Source organism: Burkholderia arboris (assembly GCF_038723655.1).
GTDB classification, from domain to species: Bacteria; Pseudomonadota; Gammaproteobacteria; order Burkholderiales; family Burkholderiaceae; genus Burkholderia; species Burkholderia arboris.
This window is the reverse complement of the sequence record NZ_CP109821.1, coordinates 488,244-506,499: the sequence shown is the minus strand read 5'-3', so window position 1 is coordinate 506,499 and position 18,256 is coordinate 488,244. Positions and strand designations below refer to the sequence as shown.

Annotated in this window: 17 protein-coding genes; 7 read left to right on the top strand and 10 right to left on the bottom strand. The window is 66.1% G+C overall.

What is annotated here, in order from left to right:
• The 4 genes from trpD to OHZ10_RS02440 are packed head-to-tail and all read left to right on the top strand — an operon-like array spanning position 1 to position 3,398.
• Entirely contained in the window at positions 1 to 1,032 is a 1,032-nt protein-coding gene (gene trpD, locus OHZ10_RS02455) for an anthranilate phosphoribosyltransferase (protein WP_059236366.1), read from the top strand.
• A 29-nt stretch (positions 1,033 to 1,061) separates the two neighbouring features.
• On the top strand, positions 1,062 to 1,847 hold the full coding sequence (trpC, locus tag OHZ10_RS02450) for an indole-3-glycerol phosphate synthase TrpC (RefSeq protein WP_342703513.1): 786 nt from the start codon (positions 1,062 to 1,064) through the stop codon (positions 1,845 to 1,847).
• The gene (locus OHZ10_RS02445; protein ID WP_256085526.1) at positions 1,847 to 2,473 is read left to right on the top strand and encodes a CYTH domain-containing protein; all 627 of its coding nucleotides are present in this window, start codon (positions 1,847 to 1,849) and stop codon (positions 2,471 to 2,473) included. Before trpC ends, OHZ10_RS02445 begins: the two co-directional genes overlap by 1 nt.
• 13 nt (positions 2,474 to 2,486) lie before the next feature.
• Positions 2,487 to 3,398 (top strand): uracil-DNA glycosylase, encoded by a 912-nt coding sequence (locus tag OHZ10_RS02440; protein WP_256085525.1) that lies wholly within the window; start codon positions 2,487 to 2,489, stop codon positions 3,396 to 3,398.
• A gap of 119 nt (positions 3,399 to 3,517) precedes the next feature.
• On the opposite strand, the gene OHZ10_RS02435 is transcribed toward OHZ10_RS02440, so the two are convergent.
• The 4 genes from OHZ10_RS02435 to OHZ10_RS02420 form a co-directional block, all read right to left on the bottom strand.
• Positions 3,518 to 4,114: an FMN-dependent NADH-azoreductase gene (locus OHZ10_RS02435; RefSeq protein WP_059236373.1), complete on the bottom strand. Its 597-nt coding sequence runs from the start codon at positions 4,112 to 4,114 to the stop codon at positions 3,518 to 3,520.
• A gap of 147 nt (positions 4,115 to 4,261) precedes the next feature.
• Positions 4,262 to 6,061, bottom strand: coding sequence for a M61 family metallopeptidase (locus OHZ10_RS02430; protein ID WP_256085524.1), 1,800 nt, complete (start codon positions 6,059 to 6,061; stop codon positions 4,262 to 4,264).
• A gap of 107 nt (positions 6,062 to 6,168) precedes the next feature.
• Entirely contained in the window at positions 6,169 to 6,897 is a 729-nt protein-coding gene (locus OHZ10_RS02425) for a DsbC family protein (RefSeq protein WP_059236377.1), read from the bottom strand.
• A gap of 90 nt (positions 6,898 to 6,987) precedes the next feature.
• Complete coding sequence (locus OHZ10_RS02420; RefSeq protein ID WP_174993792.1) at positions 6,988 to 8,166, bottom strand: UbiH/UbiF family hydroxylase; 1,179 nt, start codon at positions 8,164 to 8,166, stop codon at positions 6,988 to 6,990.
• 246 nt (positions 8,167 to 8,412) lie between these two features.
• Here OHZ10_RS02420 and ychF point away from each other — a divergent pair, with 246 nt between their 5' ends.
• Positions 8,413 to 9,507 (top strand): redox-regulated ATPase YchF, encoded by a 1,095-nt coding sequence (gene ychF / locus OHZ10_RS02415; protein WP_059236380.1) that lies wholly within the window; start codon positions 8,413 to 8,415, stop codon positions 9,505 to 9,507.
• 51 nt (positions 9,508 to 9,558) lie between these two features.
• On the opposite strand, the gene OHZ10_RS02410 is transcribed toward ychF, so the two are convergent.
• The 6 genes from OHZ10_RS02410 to OHZ10_RS02385 all read right to left on the bottom strand — a co-directional run bounded on the left by OHZ10_RS02410 (position 9,559) and on the right by OHZ10_RS02385 (position 16,683).
• Positions 9,559 to 10,779, bottom strand: coding sequence for an ISL3 family transposase (locus OHZ10_RS02410; RefSeq protein ID WP_059236190.1), 1,221 nt, complete (start codon positions 10,777 to 10,779; stop codon positions 9,559 to 9,561).
• A gap of 107 nt (positions 10,780 to 10,886) precedes the next feature.
• A complete protein-coding gene (locus OHZ10_RS02405; protein WP_342703512.1) occupies positions 10,887 to 11,948 on the bottom strand; it encodes a radical SAM protein in 1,062 nt (353 codons plus the stop codon).
• A gap of 39 nt (positions 11,949 to 11,987) precedes the next feature.
• The gene (locus tag OHZ10_RS02400; protein ID WP_342703511.1) at positions 11,988 to 12,857 is read right to left on the bottom strand and encodes an alpha/beta hydrolase family protein; all 870 of its coding nucleotides are present in this window, start codon (positions 12,855 to 12,857) and stop codon (positions 11,988 to 11,990) included.
• 331 nt (positions 12,858 to 13,188) lie between these two features.
• The gene (gabP, locus tag OHZ10_RS02395; RefSeq protein ID WP_059236385.1) at positions 13,189 to 14,580 is read right to left on the bottom strand and encodes a GABA permease; all 1,392 of its coding nucleotides are present in this window, start codon (positions 14,578 to 14,580) and stop codon (positions 13,189 to 13,191) included.
• A gap of 411 nt (positions 14,581 to 14,991) precedes the next feature.
• A complete protein-coding gene (locus OHZ10_RS02390; protein ID WP_174993788.1) occupies positions 14,992 to 15,336 on the bottom strand; it encodes an MmcQ/YjbR family DNA-binding protein in 345 nt (114 codons plus the stop codon).
• Between the two features lie 81 nt (positions 15,337 to 15,417).
• Entirely contained in the window at positions 15,418 to 16,683 is a 1,266-nt protein-coding gene (locus OHZ10_RS02385) for an MFS transporter (RefSeq protein ID WP_342703510.1), read from the bottom strand.
• A 193-nt stretch (positions 16,684 to 16,876) separates the two neighbouring features.
• Here OHZ10_RS02385 and gcvA point away from each other — a divergent pair, with 193 nt between their 5' ends.
• Positions 16,877 to 17,794: a transcriptional regulator GcvA gene (gcvA, locus tag OHZ10_RS02380; protein WP_059236391.1), complete on the top strand. Its 918-nt coding sequence runs from the start codon at positions 16,877 to 16,879 to the stop codon at positions 17,792 to 17,794.
• An 89-nt stretch (positions 17,795 to 17,883) separates the two neighbouring features.
• Positions 17,884 to 18,192 (top strand): DUF3761 domain-containing protein, encoded by a 309-nt coding sequence (locus tag OHZ10_RS02375; protein WP_059236393.1) that lies wholly within the window; start codon positions 17,884 to 17,886, stop codon positions 18,190 to 18,192.
• Positions 18,193 to 18,256: the final 64 nt, after the last annotated feature.

Here is an 18,256-nt window from a genome sequence, read left to right as displayed (position 1 = left end):
ATGACGATTACCCCGCAGGAAGCGCTGCAGCGCACGATCGAACACCGCGAGATCTTCCACGACGAAATGCTGCACCTGATGCGGCTCATCATGCGCGGCGACCTGTCGCCCGTGATGGCGGCCGCGATCATCACCGGGCTGCGCGTGAAAAAGGAGACGATCGGCGAGATCGCCGCCGCCGCGACCGTGATGCGCGAATTCGCGCACCACGTCGAGGTGCAGGACAACTCGAACTTCGTCGATATCGTCGGCACCGGCGGCGACGGCTCGCACACGTTCAACATCTCGACCGCGTCCATGTTCGTCACGGCCGCGGCCGGCGCGAAGGTCGCGAAACACGGCAATCGCGGCGTGTCGAGCAAATCCGGCAGCGCCGACGTGCTCGAGGCGCTCGGCGTGAACATCGACCTGCAGTCAGAGCAGGTCGCGGCGTCGATCGCCGAAACCGGCATGGGCTTCATGTTCGCGCCGAACCATCACCCGGCGATGAAGAACATCGCGGCCGTGCGCCGCGAGCTCGGCGTGCGCACGATCTTCAACATCCTCGGCCCGCTGACCAATCCGGCCGGCGCGCCGAACCAGCTGATGGGCGTGTTCCACCCCGACCTCGTCGGCATCCAGGTGCGCGTGATGCAGCGCCTCGGCGCTCAGCACGTGCTCGTCGTGTACGGCAAGGACGGCATGGACGAGGTGTCGCTCGGCGCCGCGACGCTCGTCGGCGAGTTGCGCGACGGCAAGGTGCACGAATACGAGATCCATCCGGAAGACTTCGGCCTGCAGATGGTGTCGAACCGCACGCTGAAGGTCGAAAATGCCGACGAATCGCGCACGATGCTGCTCGGCGCGCTGGACAACCAGCCGGGCGTCGCACGCGAAATCGTCACGCTGAACGCGGGCACCGCGCTCTATGCGGCGAACGTCGCCGAGTCGATCGCGGACGGCATCCAGCTCGCCCGCGAAGCGATCGCGAGCGGCAAGGCGCGCGCGAAGGTCGACGAACTCGTGCGCTTCACGCAGCAATTCAAGCGCTGACTCCCCTTACGAATCAAGCAGGAACCCACATGAGCGACATTCTCGACCGAATCATCGCCGTCAAGCGCGAAGAAGTCGCGGCGGCCATGCGCAGCACGCCGCTCGAGGCACTGAAGCTGGACGCATCGGCGCGCGACCTGCGCGACTTCGTCGGCGCGCTGCGTGCGAAGCACGCGGCCGGCGACGCCGCCGTGATCGCCGAAATCAAGAAGGCCAGCCCGTCGAAGGGCGTGCTGCGCGAGCATTTCGTGCCGGCCGACATCGCGCGCTCGTATGCGGCGCACGGCGCCGCGTGCCTGTCGGTGCTGACCGACGAACAGTTCTTCCAGGGCAGCGTCCGCTACCTCGAAGAGGCGCGCGCGGCCTGCACGCTGCCGGTGCTGCGCAAGGACTTCATCGTCGACGCGTACCAGATCCTCGAAGCACGCGCGATGGGCGCCGACGCGATCCTGCTGATCGCCGCCGCGCTCGACACGCCGCTGATGCAGGATCTCGAGGCCTACGCGCACTCGCTCGGCCTCGCGGTGCTGGTCGAAGTGCACGACCGCAACGAGATGGAACGGGCGCTAACGCTGAAGACGCCGCTGCTCGGCATCAACAACCGCAACCTGCGCACGTTCGAGACGTCGATCCAGACCACGCTCGACATGCTCGACATGATTCCGGCGGACCGCATCGTCGTGACCGAATCGGGCATCCTGTCGCGCACCGACGTCGACACGATGCGTGCGGCGAACGTGAACGCGTTCCTCGTCGGCGAAGCGTTCATGCGCGCCGAGCAGCCGGGCGAGGAACTCGCGCGGATGTTCTTCTGATGGCGATCGAAAAGGAAATCAAGCTCACGCTGCCGGCCGGCCAGGCCGACGCCGCGCGACACTTCTTCGAGACGCTGACCGGCGAACCCGGTCACGACATCACGCTCGCGAACGTCTATTACGACACGCCCGATCTGGCGCTGGCACGCTCGAAGAGCGCAGTGCGCGTGCGGCGCGCGCCGCACGGCTGGCTGCAGACGTTCAAGACGGTCGGCAGCGCGGAAGGCGGCCTGCATCGCCGCCATGAATGGGAACTGCCGGTCGCCGGCGACGCGCTCGAAATCGACGCGCTCGTCGCGGCCTGCGACGTGCCGGAAGCCGCCGCCGCGCTGAAAGATGCGGCCGGCGCGCTATCTGCGCTGTTCCGCACGGATTTTTCGCGTACGCTGTGGCGCATCGCAATCGGCGGCGCAACCGTCGAAGCCGCGGTGGACCTCGGCGAGATCGTCGTCCAGGCGGAACACGAAACGCGCCGCGAACCGATCAGCGAAATCGAACTCGAACTGATCGACGGCCCGGAAACGGCGCTCGCGACGCTCGCCGCCGAACTGCAGCAAGCGCTGCCGGGCCTCGTTCCCGAAAACATCAGCAAGGCGCAGCGCGGCTATCGGCTGCGCGCGCAATAAACACGCATCACGCATGGCAACCCGCAAGACTTCCCGCGCGCCGCAACAGGCGTCGCTGTTCGATGATCCCGTGCCGGAAACGGCACCGGCCGATACACCGTCCCCGGCCCCCGAAGCGCCCGCGGCCGGACGCAAACCCGCGAAGAAAGCGGCTGAACCGGCGGCTCCAGCCGCCGCAGTACCGCCGCGGCCCGCTGCCGCCGACGTGCCGCATCTCGCCGCGCAATTCGACGCGCTGCCGACCGTCTGGCGCGACGTGCTGAAACCGTTCACCGACAGCGACGCGTACGCGCCGCTGTGCCGCTTCGTTGACGACGAGCGCGCAGCCGGCAAGACGGTCTACCCGACCGACGTGTTCCGTGCGCTGCGCCTGACGAGCCCCGACGACGTCAAGATCGTGATTCTCGGCCAGGATCCGTACCACGGCGACGATCGCGGCACGCCGCAGGCGCACGGGCTTGCGTTCTCGGTGCCGCCGGCCGTTCGCACGCCGCCGTCGCTGCGCAACATCTTCAAGGAAATCGCCGCGAACTTCGGTCACGACACGCCGCGTCACGGCTGTCTCGACACGTGGGCGCGCCAGGGCGTGCTGCTGCTCAACACCGTGCTGACGGTCGAGCGCGGCGCGGCCGCGAGCCACGCGAAGCGCGGCTGGGAGCAATGCACGGACACGCTGATCCGCGAACTCGCCGGCCGCCATCGCGGGCTCGTGTTCATGCTGTGGGGCGCACACGCGCAGGCGAAGCGCGCGCTGTTCGACGCGAACGCGCATTGCGTGCTCGAGGCGCCGCATCCGTCGCCGCTGTCCGCGCATCGCGGCTTCCTCGGCTGCCGCCATTTCGCGCTCGCGAACGATTATCTGGTCGATGCAGGCCGCGAACCGATCGACTGGCGCCTACCGGACGTAGCCGAAACGCTCGCGTAACGCGCCGCGCCGGTTCCTTCCCCGGATCCGGACGACATGCAAAAAACGCCGCGCCCCTTTCGGGGGCGCGGCGTTTTTTTATCGGGCGATGCTGCAGGTGCGTCGCACCCGCATCGACCTTACGCGGCGGCGATCGCTTCGCGTGCGCTGGCCAGCGCGGCGCTTTGCGCATCCGGGCCGAGATTCAGGCCTTCCGCGAAGATGAAGCTCACGTCGGTCATGCCGACGAAGCCGAGGAACGTGCGCAGATACGGCGTCTGGCTGTCGTTCGGCGTGCCGGCGTACTTGCCGCCGCGGGCCGTCACGACGTGAACCTTCTTGCCCTTGATCAGGCCTTCCGGACCGTTCTCGGTGTAGCGGAACGTGACGCCGGCACGGGCGATCCAGTCGAAGTACGTCTTCAGTTGCGACGAGATGCCGAAGTTGTACATCGGCGCGCCGATCACGATGATGTCGGCGGCTTGCAGCTCGGCGATCAGTGCGTCGCTCTTCGCGACGATCGCATTCTGCTCCGCGGTGCGGTTGTCGGCCGGCGTGAAGAACGCGCCGAGCACCGATTCGTCGAGGTGCGGCAGCGCATCGGCCAGCAAGTCGCGAACCACGACGTTCGCGCCGGGATTCGATTGTTGCAGCTTTGCCGTCAGTTCGTTAGCCAGCAGCGTGGATTGCGCACCTTGCGAACGTGCAGCGGAATTGATTTGCAGAATGGTCGTCATGTCAGGCTCCAGTAGGGTTGCGCTTCGGTAGCGCGAGTGACCCCATTGTGCGTGGCCGCATGACCGCGAAAAAGCGGGTTCAGGGCGACGGATTGTTGCAGCAGCAGAACAATACTCGATCGCGCCCCGATACCCGCTTCCTTACGTTCACCCCTTCAGCCAGGCTTCCCGGGCCCTCGCGACCGCCGCCGGCTTCGCGGCCGCCGTCAGCCGGTAGCGCGTGACTTCCGGGCCGTCGAGCTTGAGTTTCGCGGTGCGCAGCTCGTCGCGGCGGAACGCGTGAACCTCGACCTTGTCGCCCGGCCGGTAGCGCGCGAGCAGCGCATCGAGGTTCGTGCCCGTCACGCGCAGCCCGTCGACCGCGATCAGCGTGTCGCCGGCCGACAGCCCCGCGCGATGCGCGGCGCCGCCTTCGTAGACCGCCGCGAACGTGCAGTCCGCGCCGCCGCGCAGGCGCGCGCCGATCGTCGGCTTCGCGGCCGCGCCGAGTGCGACATCGGGTGCGAGCGTCACCCCGAACGGCGCGAGCAACTCGGCGAGCGGCAGGTCGCGCGTGCCGTGCACGGCGTCGGTGAACAGGCGGCCGAGCGCGACGCCCGTCGCCTCTTCGATCAGCGCGTCGACTTCGTTCTCCTCGACGCCGGCCGGCTTGCCGCGGTAGAAATCGCGGCCGTAGCGTTGCCACAGCAGGCGCATCACGTCGTCGAGCGACTTCCGGTTGCGCGTCTGCGCGCGGATCGCGAGATCGAACGCGAGCGCGACGAGCGAACCCTTCGTGTAATAGCTGACGATCGCGTTGGTCGCGTTCTCGTCCTGACGGTAGTACTTGATCCACGCGTCGAACGAGCTTTCCGCGACGCTCTGCTTGAGCCGGCCCGTACCGCGCAGCACGCCGCCGACCGTGCGGCCCAGCGCCGTGAAATATTCGTCCTGCGACATCAGCCCGCTGCGCACCAGCATCAGGTCGTCGTAATACGACGTGAAACCTTCGAACAGCCACAGCAGCGACGTGTAGTTCTCGCGCGTCAGGTCGTACGGCACGAACGCCGCCGGCTTGATGCGCTTCACGTTCCATGTGTGGAAGTACTCGTGGCTGCAGAGACCGAGATAGGTGCGATAGCCTTCCGTCGTTTCCGTCCGCCCCTTCACCGGCAGGTCGGTGCGGTTGCAGATCAGCGCAGTCGACGCGCGATGCTCGAGACCGCCGTAGCCGTCGCTGACCGCGAGCGTCATGAACACGTAGCGGTCCATCGGCGCCTTCTTCGACTTCGGCTCGAACAGCGCGATCTGCGCTTCGCATACGCGCTTCAGGTCGGTACGCAGCCGCTCCATGTCGAGCTGCGTCACGCGCCCCGCGACCACGATGTCATGCGGCACGCCGTGCGCGTCGAACGTCGCGAGCGCGAATTCGCCGATCGTCACCGGATGATCGGACAGCTCGTCGTAGTTGGCCGCGCGATACGCGCCGAAACCGTAGCGCTTCGTACCGCGCGCCTCGGGCAGCGCGGTGCCGACGCGCCACGTGCGAAACGCCGCGCCGGCCGGTTTAGCGATGTCGACTTCGCACGGCGCATCCTCGCGCCCGGCGACGCTCAGGAACACGGCCGTCGCGTTGAAGAAGCCGCCCGACTCATCGAGATACGCGGAGCGCACCGACAGGTCCCACGCGTACACGTCGTAGCGCAGCGTCAGCGCGCCGGTCACGGGCGCGGCCTGCCACGTGTGCTTGTCGGTCTTCGCGACGCGCACCTTGCGGCCCGCGTCGTTGAACGCACCGAGCGTCACGATGTTGCGCGCGAACTCGCGCACGAGGTAGCTGCCCGGAATCCACACCGGCAGCGAGAAGCGCTGGCCTTCGGGATCGGGATCGGTAACCGTCACCGACACTTCGAACAGGTGCGCGGCAAGATCTTTCGGGGCAATCGAATAGCGAATCGGCTGGGTCATCGTGGCAATCGGTCGGTCGAATACGGCGGCGAAAACGAAGAGAGGCGCCGGCAGATCATGCGGGCGCCCCTCGCTGGCCGGGCCATGCGGCCCGGCGTATCGGTCGGTTACTTGCTCGAGGCGAGCGCCTGGTTGAGCTGGTCGGCCGAGACCGCGCCCGGCAGGCGGCGGCCGTCCGGCAGGAAGATCGTCGGCGTGCCCGTGACGTTCATCCCGCGGCCGAGCGCGAGGTTCTTGTCGAGCGCGCTGGTATCGCAGGTGCCGGCACCGGACGGCGCGCGGTGGTCGAGCATCCAGCCCTCCCACGTCTTCGCACGGTCGGTCGCGCACCAGATCGCCTTCGACTTCACGGTCGAATCCGGCGACAGCACCGGGTACAGGAACGTGTAGACGGTGACGTTGTCGATCGACTGCAGCGTCGTCTCGAGCTTCTTGCAGTACGGGCAGTTCGGATCGGAGAACACCGCGATCTTGCGTGCGCCGTTGCCCTTGACGACCTTGATCGCATTCGCGAACGGCAGGCTCGCGAAGTCGATCTTGTTGATTTCGGACAGGCGTGCGTCGGTCAGGTTCTTGTGCGTCTTGGTGTCGACGAGATCGCCGAGCAGCACGTAATCGCCTGCCGCGTCGCTATAGATGATCTGCGAGCCCAGGTTCACTTCGTAGAGGCCCGCGACCGGCGACTTCGATACGCTCTTGATCGGCGCGTCGTTGCCGAGACGGGCTTGCAGCGTGGCTTTCAGCTTGTCGGTGGTCTGGTCGGCCTGGGCGGTGCAGCCAAGCGTCGCCATCGTGACGGCCAGCGCCAGCGACGCGATGCGGATCGTTTTTTTCATCGAAATCTTCCTTCAGCTCAATCGGTGTCCACGGCACAGTGTACGCCGTAACGGAACCGACTCCGACCGGCGAAGCGGCAGAAGGTTCGATCAGCCGAGCGCGGCCGACACGAGCCAGCGCTTCACGAACGGCTGCGCGCCGACGAAGGCCATGCCCGCATTGCGCACCGCCTTCGCGAGCGAGCCCGGCACCGCGAACAGCCGCTGCAGGCCGTCGGTCGCGACCATCAGCGCGCGGATGTCCTCGCGGCGCGAACGCTCGTAGCGGCGCAGCAGCACCGTATCGCCGAGGTTGCGGAAGCTTTCCTTGCCCGCGATCGCGTCGGCGAGCGCCGCAACGTCGCGCAGCCCGAGGTTCATCCCCTGCCCCGCGAGCGGGTGGATCAGATGCGCGGCATCGCCGACCAGCGCGACGCGCGGCGCGATCAGCTTGTCGACCGTCTGCAGCGCCAGCGGGAAGCCGGCGGCCGGCGTCACGCATTCGAGCGTGCCGACCTGGCCGTGCGACACGCGCTCGACCTCGGCCGCGAGCTGCGCCGGATCGAGTGCGAGCAATTCATCGGCATGCGCAGTGTGCGCGGACCACACGAGCGACACGTGGCCGTCCGGCAGCGGCAGCAGCGCGACGATCTCGCCTTCGTGGAACCACTGGCAGGCCGTCTCGCGGTGCGGCAGCGACGCCTTGAAGTTCGCGACGACGCCCGTCTGCCGGTAATCGCGCCGTTCGACCTTGGCCCCCATTTGGGAACGTACCCACGAATGCGCGCCGTCGGCGCCGACGATCAGGTCGGCTTCGAGCACCTGCCCCGACGACAACGTGAGGACGGCCGCATCGTCGCGCACGTCGAAGCCCTGGGCGCGCGCCTCGAACCATGTGAGATTCGGCTGGAACCGCAGCGCGGCATCGAGCGACGCCTCGACCAGCGACGATTCGGCGATCCATGCAAGTTGCGGCACGGAGGCCTGGTAAGCGGAGAAATGCAGTTCCGCGTGCGCATCGCCGTACACGCGCATGTCGTAGACGGGGGCAAGCCGGCTGTGATCGAGCGCCTGCCAGACCCGCAGCCGCTCGAGCAGCGCCTGCGAACTGGAGGACAGCGCGTAGACGCGCGTGTCGAACGCGAGATCGGCGGGGCGCGGCGTGGCCGGCTGGGCGAGCAAGGCAGTCTTGTAGCCGGACTGGGTCAGCGCGAGCGCGGCCGTCTTGCCGACGAGCCCGCCGCCGACCACGGCGACGTCGAAGGTGTGGTGGGCAGTCATGGCGGGCATTATAGCCGCGGGGCCAAACCCTTACGCGGCCGGACTTTGCGGGAAATCAGCAGAATCGCAGGCGGCCGATGCGGCGCGGCGGCCCGCCGCATCGGCCGTTCGGCGCAACCCCGGAATCCGGGGCGCCGGCACGGTACAATAGCGTCTTTGACCGTCGGCCCGCCGCGCTCCCCGCGCCGGCCGCCCTTTTTTCCCGCGCCGCCGTGCCCTGTCCGGCCGCGCCGCCTTACCCGTCCGAAGGATTCCATGAGTCTCAAATGCGGCATCGTCGGCTTGCCCAACGTCGGCAAGTCCACCCTGTTCAATGCGCTGACCAAGGCCGGCATCGCCGCCGAGAACTACCCGTTCTGCACGATCGAGCCGAACGTCGGCGTCGTCGAAGTGCCCGATACGCGCCTGAAGGCGCTCTCGGAGATCGTCAAGCCGGAGCGTGTCGTGCCGGCCGTCGTCGAGTTCGTCGACATCGCGGGCCTCGTCGCAGGCGCGAGCAAGGGTGAAGGCCTCGGCAACCAGTTCCTCGCGAACATCCGCGAAACCGACGCGATCACGCACGTCGTACGCTGCTTCGAAGACGAGAACGTCATTCACGTCGCCGGCAAGGTCAGCCCGATCGACGACATCGAAGTGATCAACACCGAACTCGCGCTGGCCGACCTCGGCACCGTCGAGAAGTCGCTCACGCGCTATTCGAAGGCTGCCAAGTCGGGCAACGACAAGGAAGCGGCGAAGCTCGTCGCGGTGCTCGAGAAAGTGCGCGCGCAGCTCGACCAGGGCAAGGCCGTGCGCGGCCTCGCGCTGTCGGACGACGAACAGGTGCTGCTCAAGCCGTTCTGCCTGATCACCGCGAAGCCCACGATGTACGTCGCCAACGTGAAGGACGACGGCTTCGAGAACAACCCGCACCTCGATGCGGTGCGCAAGTACGCGGAAAGCGAAAATGCGCCGGTGGTCGCCGTGTGCGCGGCGATCGAAGCGGAAATCGCCGATCTCGACGACGCGGACAAGGAAGCGTTCCTCGCCGACATGGGCATGGAAGAGCCGGGCCTCGACCGCGTGATCCGCGCGGGCTTCAAGCTGCTCGGCCTGCAGACGTATTTCACCGCGGGCGTGAAGGAAGTGCGCGCGTGGACGATCCATATCGGCGACACGGCGCCGCAGGCGGCCGGCGTGATCCACACCGACTTCGAGCGCGGCTTCATCCGCGCGCAGACGATCGCGTTCGACGACTACGTCACGTACAAGGGCGAGCAAGGCGCGAAGGAAGCCGGCAAGATGCGCGCCGAAGGGAAGGAATATGTCGTGCACGACGGCGACGTGATGAACTTCCTGTTCAACGTGTAGGTTGCTTCGATACGCATTCAAAAAGCCCGCACTCGCGGGCTTTTTTATGGTTCATCGAGGATTACCGGGGAACGCGGCGCGGATCTTGAGGAAGAAATATTCCTCGTCGCGGTACCCGTAGGCCCTGCGTTTGATGACCTTGATGGTGTTGTTGATGCCTTCGACGACGCTGGTATTGAGCGGATGGCGGCAGCGGGCGAGGATTCCGTGCCAGTAACCCTGCAGACGCTGCGCAAACAGTTGCAGCGCGGCAATCCCGCTTTGCCGGGCTTGCTCGATCCATTGCTCCCAGGCTTTTTGCGCCCAAGCTGGCTTCTGGTAGAACCAGAGCCGCTTGAGTTCGTCCCGTAGCACGTAGACGCACAGCAACGGCTGATTGGCGGCCAGCAGTTCCTTCAGATGCACGGCCTGTTCCTGCTTCAGGTTGCGGCGGTTGCGCAGCAGCAGCCAACGACTGGACTTCAGAACCTTCCGGGCCGGCCGGTCATGGCGTAGCTGATTGGCCTGATCCACCCGTACCCGATCGATCACCTCGCGCCCATACTTGGCGACGACGTGGAACAGGTCGTAGACCACCTCGGCCTGCGGACACTGCGCCTTGATCTCCAGCTCGTAAGCCGTGGTCATGTCGATCGCGACCGCTTCGATACGCTCGGTGACGCCCGCGGGAAGTTGTTCGAAGAAGGTCCTGGCCGTCTCGCGAGAGCGCCCCTGTCCGATCCAGAGCACTTGCCGGCCGATCGGATCGACCACCACCGTGGCGTAGCGATGGCCTTTATGTAGCGCGAACTCGTCCATCGCCAGATAGCGGATCGTCGACCAGTCCGGCTCGGCTACGCGTGCGCGCAAGCGCATCTTGTCGATCGATTTGACCGTATGCCAGCCCAAGTCGTAGAAGGCCGCTACCGCTTGCACGCTGGCCGCTTGCAGCAGCTTCTCGCAGGCCTTGGCGAATCGCTCCGTCACCCGCTGGTAGCGGCCCAGCCAGTCCAGCTTCTCCAGCCTCGGCCCGCCGCAGCGTTCGCACCAGACTCGGCGACGAGGCACATGCAGCACCACCCGATACTCGAACAGCGGCAGATCGCGCACGCGTCGCACCGTCGTTTCATGAATCTGCTGGCAACGCGCTCCGCATTGCTCGCAGTACATGACCTTGCTGACCGGCTTCAAGTACAGCGACAGCGTGCGGCTATCGCCCTGCGGCCACTCCACCCGCTCCAGCCGATAGCCTGTCCAGCAACCCAGTGCCTGAAGTGCCTTGCGATCGAGCAATTCTGCCTCCTGACCTCCATAAAGTCAGGCGTCAGGTTACGCAATCGCTCTCCAAGGCTCCACGGTTTCCTGCGATGAACCTTTTTTATTCCGGCGACCGCATCGCGTCACTGCACCTGGCAATCCAGCATGTGCCCGGCGCGGTTGCGTGGATGGTAACTCGACCAGACGAATTGACTGAAGTAGCTCTCTGCCACTTCGGTCCAGGTCCTGAGCCCACCGTCTTCCTGCAGCACGTGTCTCGCGTTGACCAGCAACCACGACATCACGGCCTGGCTGTCGCGACACTTCGTACACTCTCCTGAAGTACAACAGCGCGCCAGCGTCTGGAAGTCCGCGCGATACGCGTTGAATTTCGGCAACGCGGGCCATCCCGAAGCGAACCGCGCCTCGTTCTCCGGATGATCTTCGCTGACACTCGGGCAACTCGCATGACCGAATGTTCCCCAGTGGGTCTCGCCACGCATGAGTGCGGCCAGATAGTACGGATGGCTCACCACGGTTTCCGGGTATTTCGCCTGCAATTCGAGCAATACATTCAGGAGTTGTTCCTCACCTTGCCGGCGAAGGGGTCCTGCAACATCGTAGGCACTGTAGTAATTGAACAGCAGCCGATTTCCGTTATCCCGAATCCTGCGTACCGTTTCTTCGATATAGGCAATGCCGTCGATCGAGACGGCATAGACGAAACCAGCCCGCTCGTCGTCGCGATAATTCGCAAGTACCTTGTCGAACAGACCTGTGAAACGCTTTCCGTTCGGGCCAATCGCGCGCAACTCGTCATCGAGCGGCCCGCCGCCGAATACGGAGATCGCGATGGTGATATCTTCGAAACCCTCGAAAGGAATTCGACGGAGACCGTTCGTCGAAACGGACACCTTCGGCATGTGCTTCCGGAATATCCTGATCCGATCGAGAAACAGTGCAGGCTCGCCACCTATCAGCAATGGCGCATTGATTCCGCGTGCGGCCTCGTCCTGCACACGAGCCTCCAGCCGCGACGAATCGTTCAACTCATCCGATGCGACGTCGAACGCGTTCTCAAAGAACCAGCACCCTTTGCAGCGCAGATTGCATTGATTCGTGAGGTGGTAAAGCGACGCGCGTGTCTCCTTCGCCTCATTTCGCACTGCCTTGAAACGCGCTTTCATATCGATTGAATCGTCCATCCAGGTCTCCTGATACGAGGACGCGAGCACGCCCGAGCGTCAACCCTGCAATCCTCTGGTGAGTTCCGGCCACAGCGACGAATGCGTGCGGCGGAACATGCCGACGTGACCGATTGCCCGGCCATCACAGTTTTCCGGGCTGATGAAATGGACGTGGCGGCTGGCGTTCGGCAACCACCGCAGCCAGTCCTCGATATTGGCCAGCGTCGCAAGGGGGTCATCGGTCGCTGCGACTACCGTGACAGGAGCAGAGAATTCGTTGTAGTAGTGATGCGCAACGCCGACCCCGAACTCGTTCGCCATGTATCCGGGGCTTCGGCACCACCGAGCCCACTGAAGCCCGACGCGCGCAGGCAGATCCTCGCCCCAGCCGAGCACCCTGGCGGGGACATAGCCAAGCAGGCGAGCGGTCACCGGAACGTAGAGATCAGCCAGCAACAGCGCGGCAATGCGCGTCGCCCCCCGGATGTTGCCGACGTATCCAGATGAAGCTGATATTGCGCATAGCGAACGGATCGATGCGTGGTTCGGCATCAGGCCGACCAGTTGCGCCCCCGCGCTGTGCCCAATCAGATGGGCATCACGTGCATCGGTTGCGCCAAGGAGCCAATCGAGCGCGGCAGGCATGTCGAGCTGCCCCCAATCCTGTTTGCGGACGCGTGATCGACGGACGTGGCAGCCGTTCAGCGACGCACCCATCCCCCGATAGTCGAATACGAATGTCGGATAACCACCATTGCGTAGCCACTCCGCAAATGCGAAATAGAAGGACTGACGCAATCCGGTAGCAGGACAGACGAGTACGGGAGAGCGGGAACCGGCCTCCGCCGGAAAATAGGTTCCTCGAAGCGCGTACCCGTCAACGGCGTGAAACTCGACACGTACACGGGCAGTCGGTTGTCCGGTCATTGCCCGGACCTCAATGCGCCGGGGCAGGGACGTGCGTCATGTGCGATGACGCACAACTTGGCTCGCTTCGAAACTTGAGCACACAACAAAGCCCACCAAATCGATTGCTCCATCGATTCACTCCGGCTGTCGAAGTGGTCAATGTATGCAGGGGCCGTCGACAATGAAATCAGACGAGTTCGATTCTTCGCCCTTAAATTTCGACCCTATCTCGCCGTCCTCCCCCCGCAACGACATCCGCACCGCAAAAAGACAAATGGCCCGACCGGCAAACGCCGATCGGGCCATTTTTCATGACCGGGGCTCCCCGCCCCGCTGTCACGTTACTGCATCACGTTGCCGACACCCGCCGCCCCGCGTTCGCCTGCGCATCGCGACCGCGCTTGTTCAGCCACGACGCGAACAGCACGATCAACGCCAGCACGGCCGTCGCACCGACCTCCATCCGGTGATCCTCGCTGACGAACATCACGGTCAGCGTGCCGCAGATGAACAGGATCACGAGCCACGTGAGCCACGGGAACAGCCACATCCGCAGCGTCAGGTCGGCGCCGGTCGATTCGAGCGTCTTGCGCATCCGCAGTTGCGAGATCGCGATCACCAGATACACGAGCAGTGCGATCGCGCCCGACGTTGCGAGCAGGAAGCCGAACACCTGTTCCGGCATCAGGTAGTTCGCGATCACGGTCACGAAGCCGAATGCGGTCGACGCGAGCACGGCCGCACGCGGCGTGCCGGTCGAATCGGTGCGATGCAGGAATGCCGGCGCATCCTTGCGCTTCGACAGCGAGAACAGCATCCGCGACGCCGTGTACAGCGCCGAATTCAGGCAGCTCGCGACCGACACGAGCACGATCACGTCGATGATCGCCTTCGCGTTCGGGATGCCGATCAGTTCCATCGCACGCTGATACGAGCCGTGCTTCGGCAGCAGCGGATCGTTCCACGGCACGATGGCCGCGACGATCAGGATCGAGCCGAGATAGAACAGCGTGATACGCCAGATGACCGAATTCGTCGCGCGCACGATCTGGCGCTGCGGGTTATCCGATTCGGCGGCCGCGATCGTTACGATCTCGGTGCCGAGGAACGAAAACATCGTCGTCAGCATCGCCGCCAGCACCGCGCCGGCGCCATTCGGCATGAAGCCCTGATGCGCGAACAGGTTCGACACCCCCGATACGGCGGGCGCCGGGATGATTCCAACGATCGCCGCCCCGCCGATACACAGGAACACGACAATCGCGACGACCTTGATCAGCGCGAACCAGAATTCGAATTCGCCGTAGTTCTTGACCGAGAAAAGGTTGGTGATGGTGAGCAGCAGCGTGATGCCGAGCGCGAAGATCCAGGTCGCGATGCCCGGGAACCACGCATTGAGGATGGTCGCGGCGGCCGTCGCCTCGATCGGGATCACGAGCACCCAGAACCACCAGTACAGCCAGCCGATCGTGAAGCCGGCCCAATGGCCGATCGCGCGATCGGCATAGGTCGAGAACGACCCGCTGTCAGGATGCGCGACGGCCATTTCGCCGAGCATGCGCATCACCAGCACGACCAGCACGCCCGCGATCGCATACGCGAGTATCGATGCCGGCCCGGCTTCCGCGATCGCGTGGCCGGAGCCGACGAACAAGCCCGCGCCGATGACGCCGGCAATCGACATCATCGTCACGTGACGCTGCTTCAGGCCCGTGCCGAGGCCTGTGTTGCTTCCACTCATCTGTCTCTCTCCAAAAAACGGTTCCGGTACGACCGGGTGTCGCGTGAAGGCGGCGCGGGGAGTTGTCGTTCTTGAATCCGGCTGCGACCGCGCGTGCGTCGCACGCGGGCATGAGGCCGGATGGGGCCGTTCGGATCGGTGTGCCCGCGCAGTCTGCGAAGCTGCGGGTGCGATGCAGCGCACCGGGCGCCGGCGCATCGCGTACGCCCTTTCCGTCGGCTGTCGTCAGCCGCCTTCGAAGCGAAGGAGTGTAAGCATCAAACGGTTCTTCACTAAGAACCAATTGAAGAATTTCGATGGAACCACTTGTTGCATCGATGCGAAACGATGCAACGCTTGCTGCGGTTCGGCGACGGCTCGCGCGCCGGTGCGCTCGTCACGGGCATGCCGGCCGCATTGCGCGCAGGGCACTCAGTTCGCGTCGCGTGCGGCTTCGTCCCGCCACTTCGCAGGTACGATCGCGTGCCATTCTCGCAGAAGCAGGCTTTTCACGGCGTCGGGATGCGCGGCCGACAGGCGCACCAGTACGATCGGCCAGCCGGCATAGTGATCGGTCACGTAATACACGCCGGGTTCCGATTCGATCAGCCATGCGCGTTCGTCGGGACCGACACCCTTCACGACGAGCGTGTCGCCGTCCTCGCGCAGCCGCGCGAGCATCTTGCCCTTCACCTTGAGCGCGGGCGTGCCGTACGACGTGCCCTCCTCGACACCGCGCCACGCGAGCGCGATCTGCCGGACTTCGTCGAATGTCACGATGCCTCCCCGACCGTTCGCCGATGGTTGACGGTCCGGCCACCCTACCGGAAATCGCACGATGCGCCCAGTCGGGTGCGCCTATCCGCCGGTTGCGCGCGCGGCCGCCGGCGCCCGTCCGGTGGTCGCGACAATCGCAAACGCGATCGCATTCGCAACGGCGCTCGCGAGGATCGGCACCAGATAGCCGCCGCCTGCGTCATAGATGAAGCCGGCGGCCGCCGGCCCGATCAGCGTGCCGAACGCGACGCTCGTGTACAGGATGCCGATGATCGCGCTCACATTGCGCCCGCCGAAGTAGTCCATCACGACGGCCGGCAGCACGGCGACCCAGCCACCGTAGAACACGCCGAACACGAGCGCGAACGCGGCCAGCGTCGCGACGGTGCCGGCGCCCGCCCACGCGACGAGCGCCACGGCCATGCCGGCGAACATCGCGAGCAGCGACGCGCGGCGGCCGAAGCGGTCGGCGAGCCCCCCGAGGAAGAAGCGGCCGGCCGTGCTGCCGACGCCGATCGCGCCGAGCAGCAGCACGGCCGTCGATGGCGCGACGCCATGATCGAGTGCATACGGCACGAGGTGAACGAACGGGACGAACACGCCGAACGAGCAGACGAGGCAGGCCGCATAAAGACTCGCGAACGGCCGCGACGTGACGGCTTCGCGCACCGTCGCGCCGGCCCGCACGTTCGCGCCGGCCGACGCAGCACCGGCATGCCGGCCACCGTCGCCGGCGACATCGCCGTCCGGCAACAATCCGCGCCCGCGCGGGTCGTTCTCGATCAGCAGCGACATGCCGGCGCCCAGCACGACAGCGATTGCGGCCAGCGTGAAATACGCACCGCGCCAGCCGACATGCGCAATCAACGCGGACGCGAGCGGCGGCATCACGAGCGTGCCGACGCCGATCCCCGCGACCGCGAGCCCCGACGCGAAGCCACGCCGCCGCACAAACCAGCGCTGCACTGCGCCGACGGCCGGCACGTATGCGCAGCCGACCCCGAGACCGACGCCGAGACCGTACGCGACATACACCTGCAGCAGCGACTGCGCGGCGCCGGCGGCCGCGAGCCCGGCGCCCGTCAGCAGCATCCCGGCGACGGCGAGCCGCCGCGAGCCGAAGCGATCGGCCAGCGGCCCGCTGACGATGCCGAAACCGAAATACAGGAAGCCGGCGAGCGAGAACACGAGCGAGATCTGCCCGCGCGACGCGGCGAAATCCCGCTGCAGCGACTCGACGAACGCGCTGAACGTATACGCGCTGCCGAACCCGACGAACGTGACGGCGAACGCGGCCGCGACCACGTACCAGCCGTAGAAGAGGCGCGAGGCGCCCGGGCGGTTCATGACGATGCTCCTCTCAGGTTCTACCGGCCGCCGGGCGGCGTCCGGATTGCCTCATGGATATAGATGAACTATGTTGATCGCATCGGCCGTCAAAGGGCGGCCACGCAGCACGCGACTCGATGCGTCAACGGTACTCGCGCACATGCATCGCCTCAAACGATATTTCGTCGGCCTTTCGCTTTAGAAAAACTAAATGAATCGTTCCCGCCTGCCGCCGCTCAATGCACTGCGCGCGTTCGAAGCGGCCGCCCGCCACCTGTCGGTGAAGTCGGCCGCCGAGGAGCTGTCGGTCACGCCCGGCGCGGTGAGCCAGATGATCCGCACGCTCGAGACACACCTCGGCGTGCAGCTGTTCGAGCGCGTGAACCGAGGCATCCTGCTGACGGCCGCCGGCCGCGACTACCTGCCGCCGGTGCGCAACGCATTCCGGCAGATCGCCGACGCGTCGCAGCGTGTATCGGGCGCCGCCGACAGCGGCGTGCTGACGGTGAGCGTCACGCCGTTCTTCGCGTCCGCGTGGCTCGTCCCGCGCCTCGCGCAGTTCAGGCACGCGTGTCCGGACGTCGACCTGCAGGTCGTCACGAGCCACGCACTGGCCGATTTCTCGCGCGACGGCGTCGATGTCGCGATCCGCCACGGCCTCGGGCGCTACATCGGGCTGTGCGGCGAGCGCCTGTTGACGGTGGAAATCGTCGCGCTCGCGGCGCCCGATCTCGTCGCGCGGCTCGGCATGCCGGCGACGCCGGCCGACCTCGTCGGCTGGCCGCACTTGCACGACGCCGAGCGCAAGGGCTGGCACATCTGGTTCGGCGCGCAGCGGATCGACGATTTCGGGCCGCCGCGCGGCCCCGCGTTCGACGACTCGGGCCTGCTGCTGCAGGCGATCGTCGCCGGCCAGGGCGCCGGGCTGCTGCCGGCCGCGATGGTGCGCGGCGAACTGGCCAGCGGCCGGCTCGTGCAGCTGGCCGACGTCGCGTGGCTCGACGATTTCGCGTACTACCTCGTCTATCCACCGCATCACGCGGAACGGCCGAAGGTCGCCGCGTTCCGCCGGTGGATCCTCGACGCCGCGCAGGCCGACGGCGCGGCGTCGATGACCGGCGCGGCGTAGTGTCGCCTGGCTGTCCGGCGCCGATCCGCTAACATGCGGCGCGGGCCATCGGCCCGGCATCGATAACAACAGACCGACCGGGAGAGACCATGCCTGCCCTGCTCCGCCGCGCGACGCACATCGCGGCCCTGTCCGCCGCGCTCTTCGTCGCGTGCGCCGCGTTGCCCCATGCTGCGCACGCCTATCGCACGTCACCCGGCTACGGCAACGAAGCCGATCTCGACCGTCACGACACGTATCGCAACCGCGACGGCGAAACCGTGCATGCGCCCGCGCATTCGAAATCGGGCCGCGTGCCGGACGGCGCGAGTGCGCGCTGCCGCGACGGCACGTACAGCTTCAGCCGCCACCGGCGCGGCACGTGCTCGGGGCATGGCGGCGTCGCCGCGTGGCTGTAACGCGGCGCATCCGGATGGCTGCGCCGCGCCAGCGGCAGCCGGCGGCGAAGTACAATACCCGCTC